Raw genomic sequence first — 18,751 nt, forward strand, 5'->3', positions numbered from 1 at the left:
GACGCCCGACCTCCGGTCGCCCGGCCCGGCGAGCCGGTCAGAGGTCCCGGACGTCGCTCTCCACTGCCTCGAAGGCCTTGCGGGCGGCGATGAGGACCGGGTCCCAGACCGGGGCGAACGGCGGTGCGTAGGACAGGTCCAGGGACAGGATCTCGTCGACCGTCATCTCGTTCCAGATGGAGACGGCCAGGGCGTCGATCCGCTTGGCGGACCCGGGACCCCCGACGACCTGGGCGCCCAGCAGCCGTCCACTGCGCCGCTCGGCGATCATCTTGAGCCGGATGGGCTGGGCGCCGGGGAAGTAGCCGGCCGTGGTGGTCGAGTCGACCGACGCCGTCACGAACGCGTAGCCGGCCTGCCGCGCCTCTTCGCTGGACAGGCCGGTGCGGGCGACCTCCAGATCGCACACCTTCGTGATCGCGGTGCCGATCACGCCGGGGAAGGTGGCGTACCCCCCGCCGATGTTGATCCCGGCCACCCGGCCCTGCTTGTTGGCGTGCGTGCCCAGCGCCACCACCATCCGCTGGCCCGACAGTCGGTGCCGCGACTCCACGCAGTCCCCGGCCGCCCAGACCCCCTCCACCTCGGTGTGCATCCGGGCGTCGACGGCGATGCCGCCGGAGATGCCCAGCGGGATTCCCGCCTCCCGGGCCAGTCCGACGTTGGGTCGCACCCCCAGGCCGAGCACGACCAGATCGGCGGGCAGCTCACGCCCGCCCGCGGTCAGCACCGCCCGGGCCCGTCCATCGGTGCCGACGTCGACGGCGACGACTTCCTCGCTCATCACCAGCTCGATGCCCTCGGCGCGCACGGCGTCGGCGATGAACTGCCCGACATCGGGGTCGAACGTGCCCACCGGGGTGGCCGAGCGGTCCACCACCGCGACGTCCAGGTCGCGGACCCGGCACGCCTCGGCGATCTCCAGCCCGATGTAGCCCCCGCCCACCACCACGACCCGGCGCACCCGCCCGCTGTCGAGCTCCGCGCGCAGCGCCACCCCGTCGTCCAGGACCTGGACGCCGTACACCCCGTCGGCGTCGATGCCGGGCACGGGCGGGCGCATCGGCACGCTGCCGGTGGCGTAGACCAGCTCGTCGAAGGACTCGCTGCCCCGTCCGCCGCCGTCCAGGTCCCGCCAGGTGACCGTGCGGCGGTCCAGGTCGATGCCGGTCACCTCGGTGCGCATCCGCACGTCGATGCCCATGGCGCGGTGCTGGTCGGGTGTGCGGGCGATCAGCGCCGCCTCGCTCTCCACCGTGCCGCTGATCCAGTAGGGGATCCCGCAGGCGGAGTAGGAGGTCGAGCGGCCGCGCTCGAACATCACCACGTCGAGGTCGGCGCACCGCTTCCTGGCCTGCGAGGCAGCGCTGCCACCCGCGGCGTCCCCACCGATGACCACCAGTCGCCGTCGCACGGTCCGGACTGTAGGGCTACATCTAGCGGACGCGCTGCCGTGGACCGGCGGCTGTCCGGTGTCCCTCCTAGACTCGCGGGGTGCAGATCCCCTTCCACTCGTCCGAGCGCGCCAGCCTGGGAGTGGAGTGGGAGCTGCAGCTCATCGACCCGCAGACCCGCGAGCTGACCTCCGGCGCCATCGAGATCCTCGCCGAGCTCACCCCCGAGGGCCTGGAGGAGCACCCCAAGGCCAAGCACGAGCTGCTGCAGTCGACGATCGAGATCATCACCGGGATCTGCACCACCGTCGCCGAGGCGAAGGCCGACCTGGCGGGCACCCTGGCCGAGGTGGTCGGCGCCGCAGAGCGGCGCGGCCTGGGCGTGATGTGCGCCGGCAGCCACCCCTTCACGCGGTGGGACAGCCAGGAGATCTCGCCGAAGGAGCGTTACGCGGAGCTCGTCGAGCGGATGCAGTGGCCGGCCCGGCGGCTGCAGATCTTCGGGGTGCACGTGCACGTCGGCGTCCGCTCACCCGACAAGATCATCCCGATCGTGAACGCGCTCACCCAGTACGTGCCGCACTTCCTGGCGCTGTCGGCGTCCTCGCCCTACTGGTCCGGCTGCGACACCGGCCTGGCGTCGGCCCGCACCAAGGTCTTCGAGGCGATGCCGACCGCTGGGTTGCCCTACCAGTTGGCCGACTGGTCGGAGTTCGAGGAGTACATGGGCACGCTGATCGACGCCGGCGCCATCGAGAGCGTCCGCGAGGTGTGGTGGGACATCCGCCCGCACCCGGACTTCGGCACCGTCGAGCTGCGGATCTGCGACGGCCTGCCCACCCTCGACGAGATCGGCGCGGTCGCCGCGCTCGCCCAGTGCCTGGTCGAGCAGTTCGACACCCAGCTCGACCGCGGCTACACGCTGCCCTCACCGACGGACTGGATCGTGCGGGAGAACAAGTGGCGGGCGGTGCGCTACGGGCTGGACGCCCAGATCGTCGTCGACGAGCAGGGCACCGTGCGCCCGGTGCGCGAGGCGATCGCCGACCTGGTCGAGGAGCTGCTGCCGACCGCTCGCAAGCTCGGCTGCGAGGCCGAGCTGGTCGACGCCCGGCGGGTGCTGGACGCCGGTGCCTCCTACCAGCGCCAGCGGGCCGTGGCCGCCGCGCACGACGGTGCACTGGCCCCGGTGGTCGACAGCCTGCTCGCCGAGCTCCGTGACGGGCTGCCGGCGACGGGGGCGGCATGAGCGGCGGGGAGACCGGCGGCACCGACGTCCTCGGCCGGGCCGTCGACTCCTGGTCGCACGAGCACCAGCCCGAGCTGGTCGCCGTCCGCCGGCACCTGCACGCCCATCCCGAGCTGGGGTTCGCCGAGCACGAGACGACGGCCTTCCTGGAGCAGCGGCTCACCGCAGCGGGCCTGGCGCCCCGCCGGCTGAAGTCCGGCACCGGGCTGGTCTGTGACGTCGGGGGCGACCCGGACGCCGGGCCGGTCGTCGTGCTGCGCGCCGACATCGACGCGCTGCCGCTGGCCGACCTCAAGGACGTCCCCTACGCCTCCACCCGCGAGGGGCTCTGCCACGCCTGCGGCCATGACGTGCACACCACGGTGCTGCTCGGCGTCGCGCTGGCGCTCGCGTCGCTGGACGACCTGCCGGGCACCGTGCGGTGCGTCTTCCAGCCCGCCGAGGAGCAGGTGCCCGGCGGTGGGCTGGAGGTCGTCGACGAGGGCGTGCTGGCCGGTGCGACCCGGGCGTTCGCGCTGCACTGCGACCCCTCGCTGACGGCCGGTTCGGTCGGCCTGCGCACCGGGGCGATCACCGCGGCCTGCGACCGGGTCGAGGTGACGCTCACCGGGCCCGGCGGGCACACCGCCCGACCGCAGCTGACCGTCGACCTGGTGCACGCGATGGGCCAGGTGGTCACCGAGGTCCCCGGGCTGCTGTCCCGGCTGGTCGACCCGCGCGCCGGCGTCTCGCTGGTGTGGGGTGCGATCAGCGCCGGGGTGGCGGCCAACACCATCCCCGAGACCGGTCAGCTGCGCGGCACGCTGCGGGTGCTCGACCGCGCGGTGTGGAGCGAGGCCGAGGACCTCGTGCGCCGGCTGGTCACCGACGTCGCCACGGCGTCGGGGGCGCGGGTGGCGATCGACTACGTGCGCGGGGTGCCGCCGGTGGTCAACGACCCGCGCAGCGTGGCCCTGCTCCGGTCCGCGGCGCTGGAGACGGTGGGCAGCGAGGCCGTGGCGCTGTCCCCGCAGAGCATGGGCGGGGAGGACTTCGGCTGGTTCGCGGAGGTGCTGCCGATCGCGCTCGCCCGGCTGGGCACCCACGGCGGGGGCGAGACGTTGGACCTGCACCGCGGCACCTTCGACGTCGACGAGCGGGCGATCGGGGTCGGGGTGCGGTTGCTGGCCCGCACGGCGCTGCACGCACTGGCGGCCGACGCCGTACCCGCTGGTACGCCCGTCGGTCCGGCCCTGTAGACCTCTTCCGACGCACTTCCCTCAGGCACCTGAGAGGCGGGGACCCGACGATGAGCTCCACCGACCAGCAGGGCACGCGGCCGCCGGCCGAGCCGGCCGCGCCCGACCTGCTGACCCTCGCCGGGGAGTTCCCCGCCGCCAGCCGGGACCAGTGGCGTGAACTCGTGGCGGGGGTGCTGCGCAAGGCCGGCCGGGACGAGCTGCCCGACCCGGTGGAGGAGGCGCTGGCCCGCACCGTCGCCACCGGGGTCACCGTCGCCCCGCTCTACACCGCCGAGGACGCCGGGGACCTGCCCGCGCTGGCCGGCGTGCCCGGGCTGCCGCCGTTCGTCCGTGGCTCCCGGGCCGGCGCTGCCGGTACGACCGCGGCCGGTGGTGCGGACGCCGACGTCCCCGCCGGCTGGGACGTGCGGCAGCGGCACGCCGACCCCGACGTGCCGCGCACCCGGGAGGCGATCGCCGCGGACCTGGAGAACGGCGTCTCCTCGCTGTGGCTGGTGGTCGGCGACGGTGCGGTGCCGGTCGGCGCGCTGGGCGAGGTGCTCGCCGACGTCCTGCTGGACCTGGCACCGGTGACCCTGCAGGGCGGGCCGTCCGCCGCGGAGGCCTTCCTGACGCTGGTCGAGGGGCGCACCGACCTGGCGCCGGGCGGCTGCCTGGGACTGGACCCGCTCGGCGTGCAGGCCGCGACGGGGGAGCCGCAGGACCTCACCGGCCTGGCCGACCTGGCCCGCCGCGCCCCGGCGGGCTGGCGCACCGTCGTCGTCGACGGGACGGTGTTCGCCGACGCCGGTGGCTCGGTGGTGGAGGAGCTCGGCTGCGCCGTCGCCGCCGGGGTGGCCTACCTGCGGGCGCTCACCGCTCAGGGCCTGGACGTGGCGGACGCGTTCGGCCAGGTGGAGTTCCGGCTGTCGGCGAGCGCCGACCAGTTCACCACCATCGCCGCGCTGCGGGCGGCGCGACGGCTCTGGGACCGGGTCGGGGAGGCCAGCGGGGCGCCGCCGGAGCCGCGGGCGATGCGGCAGCACGCGGTCACCTCGAACGTCATGGTCACCCGGCGCGACCCGTGGGTGAACATGCTGCGCACCACGGTGGCCTGCTTCGCCGCCGGTGTCGGCGGTGCCGACGTGGTGACGGTGCAGCCCTTCGACGCAGCGCTCGGGCTGCCCGACGCCTTCGCCCGGCGGATCGCGCGCAACACCCAGAGCCTGCTGGTGGAGGAGGGGCACCTCGCCCGGGTGCTCGACCCGGCCGGTGGCTCCTGGTACGTCGAGTCGCTGACCGAGTCCCTCGCCCAGGCCGCCTGGGCCTGGTTCACCGAGATCGAGCGGGCCGGCGGGCTGGCGGCCGCGCTGACGTCCGGGCTGGTCGCCGACCGGATCGCCGCCGCGTGGGCGGAGCGGCAGGAGCGGGTCGCGCACCGCACCGACGCCATCACCGGGGTCACCGAGTTCCCCAACCCGAGCGAGGTGCTGCCCACCCGCCGTCCGGCTGCCGAGGCGCTGCCGCCCGCCCCGGGCGGGCTGCCGCGGGTGCGGGCCGCGCAGGCGTTCGAGCAGCTGCGCGACCGGGTCGAGTCCGTCGATCCCCGCCCGCGGGTGCACCTGGCCACGATCGGGCCGGTCGCCCGGCACACCGCCCGGGCCACGTTCGCGGCGAACCTGTTCGGTGCCGGCGGGCTGGCGGCGCCGACCGGGGACGGGGCCGACGGCCTCGCCGGGACGACGGTGGCCTGCATCTGCGGCAGCGACCGCGACTACGCCGACTCCGCCGCCCCGCTCGCCGCCGAGCTGCGGGCCGCCGGCGCCACCCAGGTCTGGCTCGCCGGGCCGCCGTCCCTGGCGGTGGACGGCGTCGACGGGTACCTGTACGCCGGGTGCGACGCCCTGGCGGTCCTGACGACGGTCCTGGGTGAACTGCTGGGGGCAGAAATGGCCATTTCTGCCCGAGGGGAGGGAAGGGCATGAGCGCGATCCCCGACTTCGGTGGCCTGGAACTGGGCCGCCCGCAGCCGACGGCGACGTCGGACGACTGGGCGAAGGCCTACGCCGACGCCACCGGCCGGGACGTCGGTGAGGCGACCTGGCAGACGCCGGAGGGGATCGCCGTCCCGCCGCTGTTCACTCAGGGCGACCTGGGTGACCTGGACTTCCTCGGCACCTACCCGGGCGTGGCGCCCTACCTGCGCGGGCCCTACCCGACGATGTACACGACCCAGCCGTGGACGGTGCGGCAGTACGCCGGGTTCTCCACCGCGGCGGAGTCCAACGCCTTCTACCGGCGCAACCTGGCTGCCGGGCAGAAGGGGCTCTCGGTCGCCTTCGACCTGCCCACCCACCGCGGCTACGACTCCGACCACCCGCGGGTGCCCGGCGACGTCGGGATGGCCGGGGTGGCGATCGACTCGATCCTGGACATGCGGCAGCTCTTCGACGGCATCCCGCTGGACAAGATGAGCGTGTCGATGACGATGAACGGCGCCGTCCTGCCGGTGCTGGCGCTCTACGTGGTCGCCGCCGAGGAGCAGGGGGTGAAGCCGGACCAGCTCACGGGGACGATCCAGAACGACATCCTCAAGGAGTTCATGGTCCGCAACACCTACATCTACCCGCCGAAGCCCTCGATGCAGATCATCAGCGACATCTTCCGGTTCACCTCCACGCAGATGCCGCGGTTCAACTCGATCTCCATCTCCGGCTACCACATCCAGGAGGCCGGGGCGACGGCCGACCTGGAGCTGGCCTACACCCTGGCCGACGGGGTGGAGTACCTGCAGGCGGGCAAGGCGGCGGGCCTGGACGTCGACGTCTTCGCGCCCCGGCTGAGCTTCTTCTGGGGCATCGGGATGAACTTCTTCATGGAGGTCGCCAAGCTGCGGGCCGGGCGGCTGCTCTGGGCCAAGCTGGTGAAGGAGGCGGGGGCGACCAAGGACAAGTCGATGTCGCTGCGCACCCACTGCCAGACCTCGGGCTGGTCGCTGACCGCGCAGGACGTCTACAACAACGTCGTCCGCACCTGCCTGGAGGCGATGGCCGCCACCCAGGGGCACACCCAGTCGCTGCACACCAACGCCCTGGACGAGGCGCTCGCGCTGCCGACGGACTTCTCCGCCCGGATCGCCCGCAACACGCAGCTGCTGCTGCAGCAGGAGTCCGGGACGACGCGGGTCATCGACCCGTGGGGCGGGTCGGCGTACGTGGAGAAGCTGACCTACGACCTGGCCCGCCGGGCGTGGGCGCACATCGCCGAGGTCGCCGAGCACGGCGGCATGGCGCAGGCCATCGACGACGGCATCCCGAAGCTGCGGATCGAGGAGGCCGCGGCCCGCACCCAGGCCCGGATCGACTCCGGCCGCCAGCCGGTGATCGGGGTGAACAAGTACCGGGTCGAGGCCGACGAGGCGGTCGACGTGCTCCGGGTCGACAACGCCGACGTGCTGGCCCAGCAGAAGGCGAAGCTCGCCGAGCTGCGCGCCTCCCGGGACGGCGCCGCGGTGACCGAGGCGCTGGGCCGGCTGACCGACGCGGCCCGGTCGGCCGCCGACGGCCGCCGCGACTCCTCGCTCGAGAGCAACCTGCTCAAGCTGGCCGTGGACGCGGCCCGGGCGAAGGCGTCGGTGGGGGAGATCTCCGACGCGCTGGAGGCGGTCTACGGCCGGCACTCCGGTCAGGTGCGCACCATCTCCGGCGTGTACCGCGACGAGGCAGGGGGAGCGGGCCCGGTGGACGAGACCCGTGCGCTGGCGTCGGCGTTCGCCGAGGCCGAGGGCCGTCGCCCCCGGATCCTGGTGGCCAAGATGGGCCAGGACGGGCACGACCGCGGGCAGAAGGTGATCGCCACCGCCTTCGCCGACCTCGGCTTCGACGTCGACGTCGGCCCGCTGTTCCAGACGCCGGAGGAGGTCGCCCGGCAGGCCGTCGAGGCTGACGTGCACGTCGTCGGCGTCTCCTCCCTCGCTGCCGGCCACCTCACGCTGGTGCCGGCGCTGCGGGACGCGCTCGCCGAGCTCGGGGCCGACGACGTGCTGGTCGTGGTGGGCGGGGTGATCCCGCCGGACGACGTCCCGACCCTGAAGGAGATGGGCGCCGCCGCCGTCTTCCCACCCGGCACCGTGATCGCCGACGCCGCCCAGGACCTGCTCCGCACCCTCTCCACCCGGCTCGGCCACGCGTGACCCCGTCCACCGCAATGGCCATTTTGGTGGGTCGGGGGCCGGTGTGAGTCGGCCCGTCGACGTCCCCGGGTTGACCGAGGGGGTGCTCGCCGGGGACCGGCGGGCGATGGCGCGGGCGATCACGCTGGTCGAGTCGCGTCGGGCCGACCACCGGGAGGCGGCCCAGGAGCTGCTGGTGCAGCTGCTGCCGCACGCCGGGAACGCCCGGCGGGTGGGGATCAGCGGCGTCCCGGGGGTCGGGAAGTCGACGTTCATCGACTCCCTGGGCGTCGACCTGACCGCGGCGGGGTCGAAGGTCGCGGTGCTCGCCGTCGACCCGTCGTCGGCCCGGTCCGGTGGCTCGATCCTGGGCGACAAGACCCGGATGGCCCGGTTGGCCGTGGACCCGAACGCGTTCATCCGGCCGGCGCCGACCGCCGGCACGCTCGGTGGGGTGGCCCAGGCGACCCGGGAGTCGATGGTCGTGGTGGAGGCGGCCGGGTACGACGTCGTCCTGGTGGAGACCGTCGGGGTCGGCCAGTCGGAGGTGACCGTCGCGGAGATGGTCGACTCCTTCCTGTTCCTCACCCTGGCCCGCACCGGTGACCAGCTGCAGGGGATCAAGCGCGGCATCCTGGAGATCGCCGACGTGATCGCGGTCAACAAGGCCGACGGCCCGGCTGAGGTCGACGCCCGCCGCGCCGCCCGCGAGCTGGCCGGGGCGATCCGGATGCTGCGCGGGCACACCGAGTGGGACGTCCCGGTGCTCACCTGCGCCGGGCTCAGCGGCGCCGGGCTGGTCGAGGTGTGGGCGAAGGTCGTCGAGCACCAGGACCGGATGCGGGCCTCGGGTCAGCTGGTCGAGCGGCGCCGGGCGCAGCAGGTGCGCTGGACCTGGCAGCTGGTCCGCGACGGGCTGGAGCACCAGCTGCGCGAGCACCCCGCGGTGCGGGCGGCGACGCCGGAGCTGGAGGCGGCCGTGCTGGCCGGCGAGCTCACCCCGGCGCTGGCCGCCCGCCGGCTGCTGGACGCGTTCGGGACCGTGCCGGACTGATCCTCAGCTGCGGAAGACGACGGTCCGCAGCATCACGAAGTTGCAGGCGGTGCCGAACCCCTGGGACAGCGCCCAGGCCAGCGTGATCGTCCACGAGCGCTCCGGGAGGACGGCGAGCGCCAGCGCGTTCACGCCGAGGATGACGAAGAACGTCGTGCTGTAGAGCAGCGTGAAGCCCAGCGCCCGATTGCGGCCGCCCGCCACCCGGAACGCCCAGCGCCGGTTCAGCGCGTACGCGGTGGTGGTGCCGCACACGAAGCTGAGTGCACGGGCGGCGTGCACCCACAGGCCCAGGTGCAGGGCGAGGGTGTAGACGGTGAAGTCGACGACGGCGCTGAACAGGCCGACGACGACGAACCGGACCAGCTGTCCCCACAGGTCGCCGGGTCGTTGTGGGTCGGTGGTCACGTGTCCCTCGGATCGCGATCGAACGGCAGTCGCGGGAGCACAGCCCGACCCGGGCAGCCTAGCGAGCAGCTCGGTGCGCGGTGTGGTCGCGTCGGTGGCCGACAGTGCCTGCCGCAACAGGGACAATGGCGGGTGCACACATCGGTCCAGCACTGGGAGCAGCAGCCATGACCCGCATCGTCATCATCGGCGGCGGCCCGGCCGGGTACGAGGCCGCGCTCGTCGCCGCCCAGCTCGGTGCGGACGTCACCGTCGTCGAGCGCGACGGCATCGGCGGCGCCAGCGTGCTGACCGACTGCGTGCCGTCGAAGACCTTCATCGCCTCCGCCGGTGCGATGACCTGGGTCCGCGACTCCGTCGCCCTGGGGGTCACCGGCACCGAGCTGGGGCGGGCTGCGCTGGACCTGGCGACGGTGAACAGCCGGATCAAGGGACTGGCCGTCGCGCAGTCCTCGGACATCCACCACCGCTTGGAGTCCGAGGGGGTGCGGATCATCCGTGCCTCGGCCCGGCTGGCCGACGAGAAGCTCGGGCTGACCGTGCACCGGGTCGAGGTCGTGGACGCCGACGGGCAGGTCGCCGAGACGCTGGAGGGCGACGTCGTCCTCATCGCCACCGGTGCCGACCCGCGCGTGCTGCCCGGTGCCGAGCCGGACGGCGAGCGGATCCTGTCCTGGCGCGACGTCTACGAGCTCCAGGAGATGCCCGAGCACCTGATCGTGATCGGTTCCGGTGTCACCGGTGCGGAGTTCGCCTCCGGCTACCTCGAGGCCGGCGTGCCGGTCACCCTGGTGTCCTCCCGCGACCAGGTGCTGCCCGGCGAGGACGCCGACGCCGCGGCCGTCGTCGAGGAGGTCTTCCAGTCCCGGGGCGGCCGGATCGCCGAGCGCAGCCGCGCGGACAAGGTCGTGCGCACCGAGAAGGGCGTGCGGGTCGAGCTGACCGACGGCCGCGTCGTCGAGGGCTCGCACGCGCTGATGACCGTGGGCACCGTGCCCAACAGCGGGGGGATGAACCTGGAGGCCTGCGGCGTCGAGCTCACCCCCGCAGGGCACGTCGTCGTCGACCGGGTCTCCCGCACCACCGTCGCCGGCGTCTACGCCGCCGGCGACGTCACCGGGGTCTTCCAGCTCGCCTCCGTGGCGGCCATGCAGGGCCGGATCGCCATGTGGCACGCCCTCGGCGAAGCGGTCGCGCCGATCCGGCTGAAGACCGTCTCGGCCAACGTCTTCACCCACCCGGAGATCGCCACGGTCGGCGTGCAGGAGAAGACGCTGACCGAGGACGCCGACGTGGAGGTCGTGCGGCTGCCGCTGGCGACCAACGCCCGGGCCAAGATGGGCGACCTGCACAGCGGCTTCGTCAAGCTGTTCACCCGCCGGTCGACCGACGTCGTCGTCGGTGGGGTGGTCGTCGCGCCCGGTGCGTCGGAGCTGATCCTGCCGATCGCACTGGCCGTCACCAAGGGCCTGACCGCCGGGGACCTCGCGCAGACCTTCGCGATCTACCCGTCGCTGTCCGGTTCGATCACCGAGGCCGGCCGCCGGCTGATGGGGATCGAGGACGAGCACAGCTGAACCCGGGTCGCCGCACCTGAGGCCCCCCGGAGTGGGGGCCCGCGGCCGCCCCCCGGGGCGCGCGCTCCAGTTCTGCGGGGGGCGTGCCGATCCTGATCGGGATCCCCTCTCGGTCAGGAGCCTCCCGTGCACTTCCCCCACCGACCGCGCCTCCGTTCCGGAGGACTGGTCACGGTCTCGGTCCTGCTGGCCGGGATGCTCGCGACGGGTCCGACCCACGCTCGCGCGGACGACGCCTCGTCGCCCACCCCGCCCGTCACCGCCGAGGCGCCCGCCCCCACCGAGGCGCCCGCCCCCACCGAGGCGCCGTCGACCTCCGAGGCGCCTGTGGCGACCGAGGCACCGGCCACCTCCGAGGCGCCTGTCACGACCGAGGCGCTCGCGACGACTGCCGCGCTCCCTGCGGTGGACGCGCCTGCGCCTGGACCCGGTGAAGTCGTGCTGGGCGAGCTGGTGCAGGCCTTCGCGGACCCGGCGCCGTTCGGCCCGGGCGACGAGGCTGAGACCGGGCACGCCCATGACGAGGCCGGGCACGACGAGGCCGGGCACGACGAGGCCGGGCACGACGAGGCCGGGCACGACGAGGCCGGGCACGACGACACGCTGCTCAGCTGGGTGCAGACGGAGTCCGGCGAGACCGTCCGGGTCTCCACCGGAGACGTGACGGAGGTGGAGACCGGCTCGACCGTCCAGGTGACCCTGGGTGCGGAGGTGCAGGACACGGCCGCGCAGGAGGGGCTGGAGGCGGCCCACGAACTCGTCGCCGCGGAGGTCCTCGCGCCGGCGGAGGAACCGGTGACGGCCCCCGCGGTGGCCGCGGTCAACCACGAGGTCACGGTGGTGCTGATGCAGCCGGGCGGTGTCGCCCGTGACTCCACCACCCTCGCGACCGTGACGAACGTGGTGAACGGTGCGGTCGGCGACTTCTGGGAGCAGCAGTCCGCCGGTGTCGCGCGCTTCGGTGTGGTCGCCGGGTTCGACTGGGCGACGACGACGGCCACGTGCAGCGACCCGTTCGCCCTGTGGCAGGCCGCCGCCGATCGAGCGGGCTGGACCACGGGCGCTGGTCGGCACCTGCTCGTCTACGTGCCCGCTGGTGCGCCCGGCTGCAGCTACGGGCTGGGCACCCTGGGCACGAGCATCGACAGCGGCGGGCTCGCCTACGTCCAGGCTCCGGCCACCTCGGTGATCGCACACGAGTTCGGGCACAACCTGGGCCTGGGCCACTCGTCGCAGCTCCAGTGCTCCGGGACGGTCGAGGAGTCGACGTCCTCCGCCTGCCAGGTCAGCTCCTACCGTGACTACTACGACGTCATGGGCATCTCCTGGGACCATGTGGGCTCGCTGAGCGCGCGCCACGCAGCTGCGCTCGGCGTCCTCTCGTCCGCGCAACGCGTCGACGTCACCTCGACCACCTCGACCGGGAACCACACCCTGGCGCCGATCTCCGCGTCGAGCGGCACCCGGGCGTTGCGACTGAGCGCGTCCGACGGTGCCGTCTACTGGGTGGAGTACCGGCCGGCAGCAGGGCAGGACAGCTGGTTGGCCCCGTCGGCCAACCGGATCGGCCTGATGCCCGGGGTGCTCGTCCGGCGAGAGCAGGTCGGTGGCGGGGACTCCTCACTGCTGCTGGACGCCTCCCCCTCGGCCTCATCGGGCTGGAGCAGCGACATCACCGCCTTCCTCCCGATCGGGGTCCCCGTCACGGTCGCCGATGGGGAGTTCGGCCTCACCCTGCAGTCCGCCGGCGCCTCCGCCGTCATCTCCGTCGCCACCGCCACTCTCCAGCTCACTCCACCGACACAGCCCCATGTCCTGGCCGCCGGGCAGGGCCTCACCGATGATGGGCACCTCAGGTCCGCCAGCGGGAGCCACCTGGCCGTCGTCCAGAGCGACGGGAACGTCGTCGTCTACCGGAGCAACGGACAGCCGATCTGGAACAGCGGCACGGGCCAGGCCCGGAGCTACCTGGTCATGCAGGGGGACGGGAACCTGGTCCTCTACTCCCGCACCGGTGTCCCGGTCTGGCACACCGGGACATCGGGCAACCCGGGTGCGTACGTGGTGATGCAGGACGACGGCAACCTCGTGCTCTACCGGGCGGACGGCAAGCCGCTGTGGTGGACCGGTGCCGACGTGCCGTCTGCTCCGGCACAACTGTCCGCGGGGCAGACCCTCACGTCCGGGCAGCTGCTGTCCTCGCCTCGTGGCCGGTACCGACTGGTGGTGCAGGGTGACGGCAACGTGGTCCTCTACGCCGCGGACGGGCGCGTCCTGTGGCACGCCGGCACCCACGGCTCCGCCGGCTCGAGGCTGGTGATGCAGGGTGACGGCAACCTGGTGGTGTACTCACCGGCCGGGCGGGCGCTGTGGAACTCGCGCACGGGCGGGTCAGGAGCGACCCGCGTCGTCCTCCAGGACGACGGCAACCTGGTCGCCTACCGGCCTGATGGCGCGCCCGTCTGGTGGACCGGCGGAGACCCCGTGCGGTGACCTGCCGCGCGCAGCAGCTGCGCCGGCGCAGGCCGATCAGCCGGCGGCGTCGGCGATCGTGCAGAGGACGGCGCCGCTGGTGACGCTGACGCCGACCTCGGCCGACAGCCCGGACACCGTCCCGGCCCGGTGGGCCACGATCGGCTGCTCCATCTTCATCGCCTCGAGCACGACCACCAGGTCACCGGCGGCGACGGTGGCACCGTCCTCTACGGCGACCTTGACGATCGTGCCCTGCATCGGGGCGGTGAGGGAGTCGCCGGAGGCGGCCGACCCGCCGCCGCCGCTGCGCTTGCGCGGCTTGGCCGCACCCGCGGCCGGCGCCGCCCCGCCTGCGGCCAGCCCGGCGGGCAGCGACACCTCCAGGCGGCGGCCACCGACCTCGACCACGACGGTCTGCCGCGGCTCGGCCTCGTCGGTCTCCGCGGCGGGGCCGTACGGCTGGACCTGGTTGTCCCACTCGGTCTCGATCCAGCGGGTGTGCACTGTGAACGGCGCGCTGGTGAAGGCCGGGTCGGCGACGACCGCGCGGTGGAACGGGACGACGGTCGGCATGCCCTCGACGACCAGCTCCGCCAGCGCGCGGCGGGCCCGCTGGAGGGCCTCCTCGCGCGTGGCACCCGTGACGATGAGCTTGGCCAGCATCGAGTCGAACGCACCGGCCACCTCACCCCCGGTCTCGACCCCGGAGTCCCAGCGCACGCCGGGGCCCTGCGGGATCTCCAGCCGGGTGACCGGTCCGGGGGCGGGCATGAAGTTGCGGCCGGCGTCCTCGGCGTTGATCCGGAACTCGAAGCTGTGCCCGCGCGGGGTGGGGTCCTCGGTGATCTCCAGCGGCAGGCCCTCGGCGATCCGGAACTGCTGGCGGACCAGGTCGATCCCGGAGGTCTCCTCGCTGACCGGGTGCTCGACCTGCAGCCGGGTGTTGACCTCCAGGAAGGAGATCGAGCCGTCGGTGCCGACCAGGTACTCCACGGTCCCGGCACCGACGTAGCCGGCCTCGGCGCAGATCGCCTTGGCCGAGGAGTGGATCCGCTCCCGCTGGTCGTCGGTGAGGAACGGCGCCGGCGCCTCCTCGACCAGCTTCTGGTTGCGCCGCTGCAGCGAGCAGTCCCGGGTGCCGACGACGACGACGGTGCCGTGGGTGTCGGCCAGCACCTGGGCCTCCACGTGCCGGGGCTTGTCCAGGAACCGCTCGACGAAGCACTCGCCGCGCCCGAACGCCGAGACGGCCTCGCGCACCGCAGAGTCGAACAGCTCGGGGATCTCCTCGAGGGTGCGGGCGACCTTCAGGCCGCGACCGCCGCCGCCGAAGGCGGCCTTGATGGCCACCGGCAGCCCGTGCTCCCGGGCGAAGGCGACCACCTCGTCGGCGTTCGCCACCGGGTCCTTGGTGCCGGGCACCAGCGGGGCGCCCGCCCGGGTGGCGATGTGCCGGGCGGCGACCTTGTCGCCGAGGTCGATGATCGCCTGCGGTGACGGGCCGATCCAGGTGAGGCCGGCGTCGATCACGGCCTGGGCGAAGTCGGCGTTCTCCGACAGGAAGCCGTAGCCGGGGTGCACGGCGTCGGCGCCGGACTCCCGCGCCGCGGCGAGGACCTTGTCGATCACCAGGTAGGAGTCACCGGGAGTGCTGCCCCCGAGGGCGAAGGCCTCGTCGGCGGCGCGCACGTGCAGCGCGTCCCGGTCGGGTTCGGCGTACACGGCGACGCTGGTGAGCCCGGCGTCCCGGCAGGCGCGCGCCACCCGCACCGCGATCTCACCGCGGTTGGCGATCAGGACCTTCTGCACGTTGGTTCTCCTTGAGAGGCGGGGCGGGCTGAAGGGCGCCGGGTCAGCGTCGCCAGAGGTCGGTGATCGCCAGGCCGAGCTTGGCGAGCTGGGTGCGCAGCAGCGGCAGCGAGAGGCCGAGCACCGCGGACGGGTCGCCCTCGATCCGGCGCACGAACGGGGCGCCCAGCCCGTCGAGGGTGAAGGCGCCGGCCACCCCCAGCGGTTCACCGGTGGCGAGGTAGGCCTCCAGCTCCTGCGACGTCGGCGTGGCGAAGTGGACCACGGTGGAGGAGACGCCGACGTCCCGTTGGGCCACGCCCCCGTCCCGGACGTCGAAGACCGCCTGACCGGTGTGCAGGACGCCGCTGCGCCCGCCCATCCGCTGCCAGCGGCCCCGCGCGTCGGCGGTGTCGGCCGGCTTGCCGAGCGCCTGGCCGCGGAACTCGAGCACCGAGTCGGCGCCGATCACCAGCGCATCGGTCTGGTCCTTGGCGACCGCGGCGGCCTTGGCGGCGGCGAGCAGGGCGACGAGCTCACCGACCCTGGGTGCGGTCACCGCCGTCTCGTCGACGCCGCTGACCACCACCTCCGGGTTCAGCCCCGCCTGGCGCATCAGCTGCAGGCGGGCCGGGGACTGGGAGGCGAGCACGAGACGCCGGGTCATGACGCCCGCCCCGAGGCGCGCCAGCCGCCGGGGCCGGCCAGCAGCGGCCGGCGCAGCACGTCGGCCCGCTCGGCCCAGGCCCCGACCGGGGTGGGACGGCGACGGGTGCGGCGCTGGGACAGCGCCGCGACGACGACGGTCAGCGCGGCGAGCTCCTCGGCAGTCGGCTCGCCGCGGACCACCTGGAGCAGTGGGGGTTGGGTCTGTTCGGTCATCAGAGTGGGATGTTCCCGTGCTTCTTGGCGGGCAGGGTCTGGCGCTTGTTGGCCAGCAGCCGCAGCGCCCGGACGACGTGGACGCGGGTGTGCGAGGGCGGGATCACCGCGTCGACGTACCCGCGGTCGGCGGCGATGTAGGGGTTGGCGAGCGTGTCCTCGTAGTCGGTGACCAGCTCGGCGCGCAGCGACTCCGGGTCCTCGGCCGCGGCGAGCTCCTTGCGGTAGAGGATGCCGACGGCGCCCTGGGCGCCGATCACCGCGATCTGGGCGGTCGGCCAGGCCAGGTTGACGTCGGCGCCGAGGTGCTTGGAGCCCATCACGTCGTAGGCGCCGCCGTAGGCCTTGCGGGTGATCACGGTGATCTTCGGGACGGTGGCCTCGGCGTAGGCGTAGATCAGCTTGGCGCCGCGCCGGATGATCCCGTCCCACTCCTGCGAGGTGCCGGGCAGGAAGCCGGGGACGTCGACGAAGGTGAGCACCGGGATGTTGAAGGCGTCGCAGGTGCGCACGAACCGCGCGGCCTTCTCGCTGGCGTCGATGTCCAGCGTGCCGGCGAGCTGGGTGGGCTGGTTGGCCACCACGCCGACCGGCCGGCCCTCGACCCGGCCGAAGCCGATGAGGATGTTGGGCGCGAACAACGCCTGGACCTCGAGGAACTCCTCGTCGTCCAGCACGTGCTCGATCACGGTGTGCATGTCGTAGGGCGTGTTCGGCGAGTCCGGGATGAAGGTGTCCAGCTCGCGGTCGACGTCGGTGAGCGCCTCGGGGAGGGCGATCTCGACCGGCGGGGCCTCGACCACCGGCAGCGGGTCGAGGTTGTTGCTGGGCAGGTGCGACAGCAGGGCCTTCACGTAGTCCAGCGCATCGGCCTCGTCCTCGGCCAGGTAGTGGGCGACGCCGGACTTGGTGTTGTGGGTGCGGGCGCCGCCCAGCTCCTCCAGCGTCACGTCCTCCCCGGTCACCGTCTTCACCACGTCGGGGCCGGTGATGAACATCTGGCTGGTCTTGTCGACCATGACGATGAAGTCGGTCAGCGCGGGGGAGTAGACGTGCCCACCGGCGGCGGCGCCCATCACCAGGGAGATCTGCGGGATCACGCCCGAGGCGTGCACGTTGCGCCGGAAGATCTCGGCGTAGAGGCCGAGGGAGACCACGCCCTCCTGGATCCGGGCGCCACCGCCCTCGTTGATGCCGATGACCGGGCAGCCGTTGCGCATGGCCAGGTCCAGCACCTTGACGATCTTCTCGCCGTAGACCTCGCCGAGGCTGCCGCCGAAGACGGTGACGTCCTGGGAGAAGACGCAGACCGGGCGACCGTCGACCGTGCCGTAGCCGGTGACGACGCCGTCCCCGAACGGGCGCTTGGCGTCCATCCCGAAGTTGGTGGACCGGTGCCGGGCGAACTCGTCGAGCTCGGTGAACGAGCCCGGGTCCAGCAGCGCCTCGATCCGCTCCCGGGCGGTCATCTTGCCGGCGGCGTGCTGCTTGTCGACCGCGCGCTGCGACCCGGCGTGCGTCGCCTCCTCCACCCGCCGCTCGAAGTCGGCCAGCTTGCCGGCGGTGGTGTGCAGGTCGAGGTCGGCAGGGACGGGTTCTCCCGCGCTCTCCAGTTCGGCGGCACTCACAGCGCCGTAGCGTAGGTGACGTGCCCGACAGCTCCCGCACCGCAGCTCCTCCCATCGATCGGCCGGGCCTCGACGCGGCCGCGCTGACCGCCGCCCTCACCGCCGGCAGCGACCTGTGGCGGGCGGTCGAGGTGGTCGAGGCGATCGGGTCGACGAACGCCGAGCTGGTCGCCCGGGCGGCCGAGGGCGCCACCGAGGGGCTGGTGCTGGCGGCCGAGCACCAGGAGGCCGGGCGCGGACGGCTGGACCGCACCTGGACGTCGCCGCCGCGGGCGGGGCTGACCGTCTCGGTGCTGCTGCGCCCCGACGTCCCCGCGGCCCGGCGCGCCTGGCTCTCGCTGCTCACCGGGGTGGCGCTGGCCGAGGCGGTCGGCGAGGTCACCGGCGTCCGCACCTCGCTGAAGTGGCCCAACGACCTGCTCGCCGCCGACGGCCGGAAGCTGGCCGGCATCCTGGCCGAGAGCTCCGGCACGGCCGTGGTGGTGGGAGTCGGCCTCAACGTCTCGACCCGTGCCGACGAGCTCCCCGACACCGGCACCTCGCTGGAGCTGGTGCGGGCGCAACCGGTCGACCGGGCCGCCGTGCTGCTGGCCTTCCTGCGGGGGCTGGAGCGGCGTCACGCCCGGTGGTCGCAGGTGCTCGGCGACCCGGTCTCCTCCGGCCTGGCCCAGGACTACCTGGCCTGGTGCAGCACGGTCGGTTCCGCCGTCACCGTGACCATGCCCGACGGCTCGGCCCTCGACGGGGTCGCCGAGGCGGTGGACTGGGACGGCCGGCTCGTCGTCCGCACCGACGCCGGGCTGCTGGAGCTCGCCTCCGGCGACGTGCGACACGTGCGGCCGAGCACATCGCGACCCTGACGGGCCGCAACGCGGCCAGGAGCGTGGACCAGCGGCGCTGAGCCG

General features: G+C 73.7%; 14 protein-coding genes. 8 read left to right on the forward strand and 6 right to left on the reverse strand.

What is annotated here, in order from left to right; genetic code table 11:
• Positions 1–37: 37 nt before the first annotated feature.
• Positions 38–1,414, reverse strand: a complete 1,377-nt coding sequence (locus O2V61_RS14070) for an FAD-dependent oxidoreductase (protein ID WP_269183897.1) — start codon at positions 1,412–1,414, stop codon at positions 38–40.
• An 80-nt stretch (positions 1,415–1,494) separates the two neighbouring features.
• Here O2V61_RS14070 and O2V61_RS14075 point away from each other — a divergent pair, with 80 nt between their 5' ends.
• The 5 genes from O2V61_RS14075 to meaB are packed head-to-tail and all read left to right on the forward strand — an operon-like array spanning position 1,495 to position 9,088.
• Positions 1,495–2,643: a glutamate--cysteine ligase gene (locus O2V61_RS14075; RefSeq protein WP_269183898.1), complete on the forward strand. Its 1,149-nt coding sequence runs from the start codon at positions 1,495–1,497 to the stop codon at positions 2,641–2,643.
• Positions 2,640–3,881, forward strand: coding sequence for an amidohydrolase (locus O2V61_RS14080; RefSeq protein ID WP_269183899.1), 1,242 nt, complete (start codon positions 2,640–2,642; stop codon positions 3,879–3,881). The genes O2V61_RS14075 and O2V61_RS14080 overlap by 4 nt, the downstream gene beginning before the upstream one ends.
• Before the next feature lie 50 nt (positions 3,882–3,931).
• Positions 3,932–5,848 (forward strand): methylmalonyl-CoA mutase family protein, encoded by a 1,917-nt coding sequence (locus O2V61_RS14085; protein ID WP_269183900.1) that lies wholly within the window; start codon positions 3,932–3,934, stop codon positions 5,846–5,848.
• Positions 5,845–8,055: a methylmalonyl-CoA mutase gene (gene scpA, locus O2V61_RS14090; RefSeq protein ID WP_269183901.1), complete on the forward strand. Its 2,211-nt coding sequence runs from the start codon at positions 5,845–5,847 to the stop codon at positions 8,053–8,055. Before O2V61_RS14085 ends, scpA begins: the two co-directional genes overlap by 4 nt.
• Before the next feature lie 43 nt (positions 8,056–8,098).
• Positions 8,099–9,088 carry a methylmalonyl Co-A mutase-associated GTPase MeaB gene (gene meaB, locus O2V61_RS14095; RefSeq protein WP_269183902.1) on the forward strand — a complete coding sequence of 330 codons (990 nt, stop codon included), beginning with the start codon at positions 8,099–8,101 and terminating at the stop codon, positions 9,086–9,088.
• A gap of 3 nt (positions 9,089–9,091) precedes the next feature.
• On the opposite strand, the gene O2V61_RS14100 is transcribed toward meaB, so the two are convergent.
• Positions 9,092–9,496 carry a GtrA family protein gene (locus O2V61_RS14100; RefSeq protein WP_269183903.1) on the reverse strand — a complete coding sequence of 135 codons (405 nt, stop codon included), beginning with the start codon at positions 9,494–9,496 and terminating at the stop codon, positions 9,092–9,094.
• A gap of 167 nt (positions 9,497–9,663) precedes the next feature.
• Here O2V61_RS14100 and O2V61_RS14105 point away from each other — a divergent pair, with 167 nt between their 5' ends.
• Positions 9,664–11,073 carry an NAD(P)H-quinone dehydrogenase gene (locus tag O2V61_RS14105; protein WP_269183904.1) on the forward strand — a complete coding sequence of 470 codons (1,410 nt, stop codon included), beginning with the start codon at positions 9,664–9,666 and terminating at the stop codon, positions 11,071–11,073.
• A 438-nt stretch (positions 11,074–11,511) separates the two neighbouring features.
• Positions 11,512–13,566, forward strand: a complete 2,055-nt coding sequence (locus O2V61_RS14110) for a reprolysin-like metallopeptidase (RefSeq protein WP_269183905.1) — start codon at positions 11,512–11,514, stop codon at positions 13,564–13,566.
• Between the two features lie 36 nt (positions 13,567–13,602).
• Here the strand turns inward: O2V61_RS14110 and O2V61_RS14115 are convergent, their stop codons facing one another.
• Genes O2V61_RS14115 through O2V61_RS14130 form a run of 4 tightly spaced genes read right to left on the reverse strand, consistent with a single transcriptional unit; the run spans position 13,603 to position 17,846 of the window.
• Positions 13,603–15,357: an acetyl/propionyl/methylcrotonyl-CoA carboxylase subunit alpha gene (locus O2V61_RS14115; RefSeq protein ID WP_269183906.1), complete on the reverse strand. Its 1,755-nt coding sequence runs from the start codon at positions 15,355–15,357 to the stop codon at positions 13,603–13,605.
• 43 nt (positions 15,358–15,400) lie between these two features.
• Entirely contained in the window at positions 15,401–16,003 is a 603-nt protein-coding gene (locus O2V61_RS14120) for a Maf family protein (RefSeq protein ID WP_269183907.1), read from the reverse strand.
• Positions 16,000–16,218: an acyl-CoA carboxylase subunit epsilon gene (locus O2V61_RS14125; RefSeq protein WP_269183908.1), complete on the reverse strand. Its 219-nt coding sequence runs from the start codon at positions 16,216–16,218 to the stop codon at positions 16,000–16,002. The genes O2V61_RS14120 and O2V61_RS14125 overlap by 4 nt, the downstream gene beginning before the upstream one ends.
• On the reverse strand, positions 16,218–17,846 hold the full coding sequence (locus tag O2V61_RS14130) for an acyl-CoA carboxylase subunit beta (RefSeq protein WP_269183909.1): 1,629 nt from the start codon (positions 17,844–17,846) through the stop codon (positions 16,218–16,220). Before O2V61_RS14130 ends, O2V61_RS14125 begins: the two co-directional genes overlap by 1 nt.
• A gap of 20 nt (positions 17,847–17,866) precedes the next feature.
• Between O2V61_RS14130 and O2V61_RS14135 the strand changes: the two genes are divergently transcribed.
• Positions 17,867–18,706, forward strand: coding sequence for a biotin--[acetyl-CoA-carboxylase] ligase (locus tag O2V61_RS14135; protein WP_269183910.1), 840 nt, complete (start codon positions 17,867–17,869; stop codon positions 18,704–18,706).
• Positions 18,707–18,751: the final 45 nt, after the last annotated feature.

It is taken from the genome of Modestobacter sp. VKM Ac-2985, from assembly GCF_026967925.1.
GTDB lineage: Bacteria > Actinomycetota > Actinomycetes > Mycobacteriales > Geodermatophilaceae > Modestobacter.